Source organism: Actinomadura logoneensis, assembly GCF_003428695.1.
Taxonomy (GTDB): Bacteria; Actinomycetota; Actinomycetes; order Streptosporangiales; family Streptosporangiaceae; genus Spirillospora; species Spirillospora logoneensis.
The window spans coordinates 1-6,291 of the sequence record NZ_QURH01000232.1 but is presented as its reverse complement, the minus strand read 5'-3'; the positions used below and the strand labels follow the sequence as shown (position 1 = coordinate 6,291).

At 74.0% G+C, this 6,291-nt stretch carries 5 protein-coding genes; 3 read left to right on the top strand and 2 right to left on the bottom strand.

Annotation, left to right across the window (positions count from 1 at the left end):
* Together DZF91_RS13615 and DZF91_RS13610 are read left to right on the top strand one after the other, a co-directional pair.
* The coding region (locus DZF91_RS13615) for a carbohydrate ABC transporter permease (RefSeq protein ID WP_328589166.1) at nucleotides 1-913 on the top strand (913 nt) is incomplete at its 5' end.
* Nucleotides 910-1,791 carry an ROK family protein gene (locus DZF91_RS13610; protein ID WP_117357838.1) on the top strand — a complete coding sequence of 294 codons (882 nt, stop codon included), beginning with the start codon at nucleotides 910-912 and terminating at the stop codon, nucleotides 1,789-1,791. The genes DZF91_RS13615 and DZF91_RS13610, both read left to right, overlap by 4 nt.
* A gap of 243 nt (nucleotides 1,792-2,034) precedes the next feature.
* Here DZF91_RS13610 and DZF91_RS13605 read toward each other — a convergent pair whose 3' ends face one another.
* Complete coding sequence (locus DZF91_RS13605; protein WP_117357837.1) at nucleotides 2,035-3,978, bottom strand: ABC transporter ATP-binding protein; 1,944 nt, start codon at nucleotides 3,976-3,978, stop codon at nucleotides 2,035-2,037.
* 217 nt (nucleotides 3,979-4,195) lie between these two features.
* Between DZF91_RS13605 and DZF91_RS13600 the strand changes: the two genes are divergently transcribed.
* Complete coding sequence (locus tag DZF91_RS13600) at nucleotides 4,196-5,344, top strand: aminotransferase class V-fold PLP-dependent enzyme (RefSeq protein WP_117357839.1); 1,149 nt, start codon at nucleotides 4,196-4,198, stop codon at nucleotides 5,342-5,344.
* On the opposite strand, the gene DZF91_RS13595 is transcribed toward DZF91_RS13600, so the two are convergent.
* Nucleotides 5,337-6,291, bottom strand: a 955-nt coding sequence (locus tag DZF91_RS13595; RefSeq protein ID WP_147341139.1) for an LCP family protein, incomplete at its 5' end; no start/stop codon positions are given. The two genes, DZF91_RS13600 and DZF91_RS13595, sit on opposite strands and share 8 nt — an antisense overlap.

Genomic DNA, 6,291 nt, shown 5'->3' with positions numbered 1-6,291 from the left:
GACGGACGCGGCGGCCTCCCCCGGGCGGCGGACGGCGCGGGGACGGTCCGGGCGGAGCGGGCCCGGGCAGGGACGGGCCGGGCGGCGGCGGCCGGTGCGGCTGCGGACGGTGCTGCTCACCGCCGTCGGGTGGATGGTCGGGCTGCTGTTCGTGCTGCCCTACCTGCAGATGTTCCTGACGTCGCTGAAGTCGCCGTCCGACCTCACGCACTCGCCGGGGACGTACGTGCCGTCCCACTGGCAGTGGTCGAACTACGCGGACGTGTGGAAGGGCACCGGCGTCGGGAAGGCGCTGACGGTGTCGCTGGAGGTCGCGGTCGCGTCCACGCTGGTGACGCTGCTGTGCGCGCTGCCCGCCGCGTACTACACCGCGCGCAACCGGTTCCGGGGACGCGGGGCGTTCCTGCTGCTGGTCCTGGTGACGCAGATGTTCGCGCCGACGGCGCTGGTCATCGGCATCTACCGGGAGATGGTGGCGCTCAACCTCACCGACACGCTGCTCGCGCTGATCCTGGTGAACGCGGCGTTCAACCTGCCGTTCTGCGTGTGGATCCTGCACGGGTACTTCGCGTCGATCCCGCGCGAGCTGGAGGAGGCGGCGTTCCTGGACGGCGCGGGCCGGATGGGCGCCCTCGCCCGGGTGACCCTGCCGATCTCGATGCCGGGCGTGGTCACCGCCGTCGTCTACACGTTCATCGCGGCGTGGAACGAGTTCATCGTCGCGCTGACCGTGACGGTCTCCCCCGACCGCAAGCCGCTGACCGTGGTCGCGCCGTCGTTCGTCACGCAGTACCAGGCGCACTGGCAGTTCCTCTTCGCCACCTCGGTCATCGCTATCGTGCCCGTTGTGATCCTCTTTGTCGTTATCGAGCGGTACCTCGTCGGCGGCCTCACCGCCGGCTCGGTCAAATGACGGTCGTCGCCCTGGACGTCGGCGGCACGTCGATGAAAGGGGCGCTGATCGACCCGGACGGGACGGTCCTGCGCACCGAGGGCCGTCCCACCGGCCGGGAGCACGGCCCCGGCACGGTCGTCCGCGCCATCGTGGAGTTCGCGGCGGAGCTGGCCGCGAGCGCCCCCGGCGTCCGCGCCGCCGGGATCGCCGTGCCCGGCCTGGTGGACGAGGCGACCGGGACGGCGGTCAACTCGTCCAACATCGGCTGGCGGGACGTGCCGCTGCGCAAGCTCGTGGCCGAGCGCCTCGGGCTGCCCGTGGCGCTCGGCCACGACGTGCGGACCGGCGGCCTCGGCGAGGCGGTGCGCGGGGCGGGCCGCTCCGGCGGTGACTTCCTGTTCCTGCCGATCGGCACCGGCATCGCCGCCGCGATGGTGCTGGGCGGAACCCCCTACCCCGGCTCGTCCGGATGGAGCGGGGAGATCGGGCACATGGTCGTCCGGCCGGGCGGCGAGCCGTGCGCGTGCGGGAACCGGGGCTGCCTGGAGACCTACGCGTCGGCGGCGTCGATCGCGCGCCGGGCGGGCGGCATTCCGGCGGAGGAGGTCGTCCGGCGCGCCGCCGCCGGGGACGCGCGCTGCGCCGACGTCTGGTCGCTCGCGCTGGACACCCTCGCGGACGCGCTGGCCGCCGCGACGCTCGTGCTCGACCCGTCCCGGATCGTGCTCGGCGGCGGGCTGGCCGAGGCCGGTGACGCGCTGCTGCCGCCGCTCGCCGAACGCCTCGTCCCGCGCCTGACCTTCCGGTCTCCGCCCGCGCTGGTGCCCGCGGAGCTCGGCCCCCTGGCGGGGATGCACGGCGCGGCGGTCATGGCGCAGCGGCTCGTCGCATCCTGATCTCCGGACGGTGGTCGCCGCTTTCGCAGGACGGCGGCCATCGTCCGGGTTCCACGGTCACCCCGTAGGGCCGACCGCACGGTAGGGCCGGCCGCACGGTAGGGCCGGCCGCACGGTAAGGCCGTCTGTCGTTTCGCGGTGAACCGGATCCGGCCCGTTCCCAGGGAAGTGGAACGGACCGGATCCGGGTGGAGCGGCGCGGCTCGCGGGATCGCCGCTCGTTCGGGGGGATGGCCGGGTCGGTCAGGCCAGGGCCGGGTCGGCGGCCCGGCCGGTCGCCGGAGGCTCGTCGGCGGACGGAGCGGGCGACGGGGCGGGTGACGGGGACTGGTCGGCGAACTGGGTGGCGTGCAGTTCGGCGTAGCGGCCTCCTCGGGCGAGCAGGGTGTCGTGGGTGCCGCGCTCGACGACGCGGCCGGCCTCGATGACCAGGATCTGGTCGGCGGCGCGGATCGTGGACAGCCGGTGCGCGATGATGACCGCCGTGCGGCCGTCGAGGGCCTCGCTCAGCGCCTCCTGGACGGCGGCCTCGGAGGTGGAGTCCAGGTGCGCGGTCGCCTCGTCGAGGATGACCACGCGGGGGCGCGCCAGCAGCAGGCGGGCGATGGTGAGGCGCTGCCGCTCGCCGCCGGACAGGCGGTAGCCGCGCTCGCCGACGACGGTGTCGAGGCCGTCGGGCAGGGAGCGGATCAGGTCGTCCAGGCGGGCGCGGCGCAGCGCGTCCCACAGGTCGTCCTCGTCGGCCTCGGGGCGGGCGAGCAGCAGGTTCTCGCGGATCGTGTCGTGGAACAGGTGGCCGTCCTGGGTGACCATGCCGAGCGTGTCGCGGATGGCGTCGAAGGACAGGTCGCGGACGTCCACGCCGCCGAGCCGGACGGCGCCCCCGTCCACGTCGTACAGGCGCGGCAGCAGCTGCGCGATGGTGGACTTGCCCGCGCCGGACGATCCGACGAGCGCGATCATCTGGCCGGGCTCGGCGCGGAACGACACGTCGTGCAGCACCTCGACGCCGCCGCGCGTGTCGAGGGTGGCGACCTCCTCCAGCGAGGCGAGCGAGACCTTGTCGGCGGACGGGTAGCCGAACCGGACGTGGTCGAACTCGACCGACACCGGGCCCTCGGGGGCGGGCAGCGCCTCCGGCTTCTCCTTGACCAGCGGCTCCAGGTCGAGGACCTCGAAGACGCGCTCGAAGCTGACCAACGCGCTCATCACCTCCAGGCGGGCCCCGGCGAGCGCGGTGAGCGGCGCGTACAGGCGGGTGAGCAGCAGCGCGAGGGCCACGACCGCACCCGCGTCGAGCTGGTCGCGCAGCGACAGGTAGCCGCCCAGGCCGTAGACCAGCGCCAGCGCGAGCGCGGACACGACGGTCAGGGACGTGATGAACACGTGCTGAAGCATGGCCGTGCGGACGCCGATGTCGTGCACCCGGCGGGCCCGGACGGCGAACTCGGCGGACTCGCGGGCGGGCCGTCCGAACAGCTTGACCAGGGTCGCGCCGGGCGCGGAGAACCGCTCGGTCATCTGCGTGGACATGGCGGCGTCGTTGGCGGCGGCCTCGCGGCGCAGCCCGGCCAGGCGGCGGCCCATGCGGCGCGCGGGCAGCACGAACACCGGCAGCAGGACGAGCGCCAGCAGCGTGACCTGCCAGGAGATGCCGACCATGACGGCGAAGGTGAGCAGCAGCGTGACCATGTTGCTGACCACGCCGGACAGCGTGTCGGAGAACGCGCGCTGCGCCCCGATCACGTCGTTGTTGAGCCGGGAGACCAGCGCGCCGGTGCGGGTGCGGGTGAAGAACGCGACCGGCATCCGCTGGACGTGGTCGAACACGGCGGTGCGCAGGTCGAGGATGAGGCCCTCGCCGATCCGCGCGGACAGCCACCGGTTGAGCAGGCCGAGGCCGCCCTCGGCGAGCGCGAGCACGGCGATGGTCACGGCGAGCGCGACCACCACGCCGGAGGAGCGGTGCCCGACGATCGCGTTGACGACGCGTCCGGCGAGCACCGGGGTGACCACGGCGATCACCGCGAGCACCACGCTGACCAGCAGGAACCCGGTGATCCTGCGGGAGTGTGGGCGGGCGAACGACGCGATGCGGCGCAGCGTCGCCTTCGAGAAGGGACGGCGTTCGTCCTTGGCGTTCATCGCGTGGTGCAGCGAGTGCCACGCGGTCACTTCCATGTCCATGTGCGTCCGCCCGTGGGTCGAGGGTTCCGGCCGAGGTCCTGTGCGCCGGAGCCCCCATCCTGCGACCTCAACCAAACTTGAGGTCAACTCCGTCCGCCGGACCACTCTGCCGCAGCCCTCCGACATTCCTCCGGACCCCGTGCCGACACGGGAGTCCGGGGCGGTGGAGGGGCCTTCGGTCTGGGCGGGTCGGCGTGCGGCGGGTACGTTCGTGATCATGACGATCGATGTCGCGAAGGTCCGGAACGAGACCCCCGGATGCGCGCGTGTCGCGCACCTCAACAACGCCGGGGCGGCCCTCCCGCCCCGCCCGGTCATGGACGCGGTCACCCGGCACCTGGAGCTCGAGGCGATGACCGGCGGCTACGAGGCCGCCGAGGAGAACGCCGAGGCCCTGGACCGCTTCTACGACGCCGTCGCCGGGCTGATCGGCGCGCACGGCGACGAGATCGCCTACGTGGAGAACGCCACCCGCGCGTGGGACCTGGCGTTCTACGGCATCCGGTTCGCGCCCGGCGAGCGCGTCCTGACGACGACCACCGAGTACTCCAGCAACGCGATCGCCTACCGGCAGCGCGGCGTCCAGGTGGACGTGGTGCCCGACGACGCGGACGGCACGATCGACCTCGACGCGCTGGAGGCCGAGCTGCGCAAGGGCGGGGTGCGGCTGGTCTCGCTCAACCACGTCCCGACGTCGAACGGGCTGATCAACCCGGCCGCGGAGGTCGGGCGGCTGTGCAGGGCGGCGGGCGTGCTGTTCCTGCTGGACGCGTGCCAGTCGGTGGGGCAGATCCCGCTGGACGTGGACGAGATCGGCTGCGACCTGATGTCGGCGACCGGCCGCAAGTTCCTGCGCGGGCCGCGCGGCACCGGGTTCCTGTACGCGCGGCGGGAGGTCCTGGCGGACCTGGAGCCGCCGATGCTGGACAACGCCGCCGCCGACTGGCACGCGCCCGACCGGTACGAGATGCGTCCGGACGCGAAGCGGTTCGAGACGTGGGAGCGGTACATGGCGGGGCAGATCGGGCTCGGTGTGGCCGCCGACTACGCGAGCGCGCTCGGCATGGACGCCATCGCCGCGCGCATCGACGTCCTCGCGACGCGCCTGCGCTCGGGCCTGGCGGCCAAGCCGGGCGTGACCGTCCACGACCGGGGGGTGCTGCGGTCCGGCACCGTCACCTTCACCGTGGACGGCCGTCCGCCCGCCGAGATCGTGCGGGAGGCGCGCGCCCGGGGCGTCAACGTCAACGTCGCCCAGCCCGTGACGCACGGATACGACCCGGACGCCGTGGACGCGGTCGTCCGGGCCTCCGTGCACTACTACAACGACGAGGACGAGGTGGACCGCCTCCTCGAACTCATCTGACCTGCCGGAAGGGGGCGAGGACCGGCGCGGTGCGGGACTCGTCCACCTCCAGCCGGTTGGGGTCGGCCCGGTTCGGGCGGTACGGCAGGGTCGCGAAGCGCGCCTCCGCAGGATCGGTGTGCCGCAGGCTCTCGGCCAGCGCCTTGAGGTTCTCCGGGTTCAGCGCGGGCGTCATCGCCAGCGAGTCCGCGCTCGCCCGCAGGAACCGGGCGAACCGGATCGGGTCGTCGCGCATGGTTCGGAGGGCGACGCGCGCCAGCTCGGCGACGAGCCGCTGCTGCCGCTTGGCGCGGTCGAGGTCCGAGCCGTCCCCCATGCCGTGCCGGACGCGCGCGTACGCGAGGGCGTCCCTGCCGCCGAGATGATGCCTGCCGGCGCCCATGCGCAGTCCCGACGCCGGGTCGTTCACGGCCCGGGGCAGGGTGACGGTCACGCCGCCGAGGGCGTCCACCATGCGGGCGAATCCGGCGAAGCCGACGAGCACGGTCTGGTCCACGTGGACGCGGGTGACCGCCTCCACCGTCCGGACGGCGCACGAAACACCGCCCTCGCTGAACGCGGAGTTGATCTGCGCCGTCCGCGCCGGGAGGGTCCGCCCGTCGGCGCGGACGCACGCGGGCCGCCGGACGAGCAGGTCGCGCGGCAGGCTCACCACGGTCACGTGCTTCCGGTCGGCGGGCAGCCTGACCAGCATCATCGTGTCCGAGCGCGCGGGGTGGGCGCGGCTCGCGCCCTTCCCGGCGCGCGCGTCGGAGCCGAGCAGCAGCAGGGTCAGCGGACGGTTCGCCGTCCCCGACAGGCCGTGCGCCCGTCCGTGGCGTCCGTCATCGCCCGAGCGCAGCAGGACGGCGGGGACGACCAGCAGCGCGGCCACCGCGCAGGCGGCGAGCGCGAGGGCCGTCCAGCGGCGCTGCCGCAGGCGCCGGCGCGGGGCGCGCGCGGCGTCG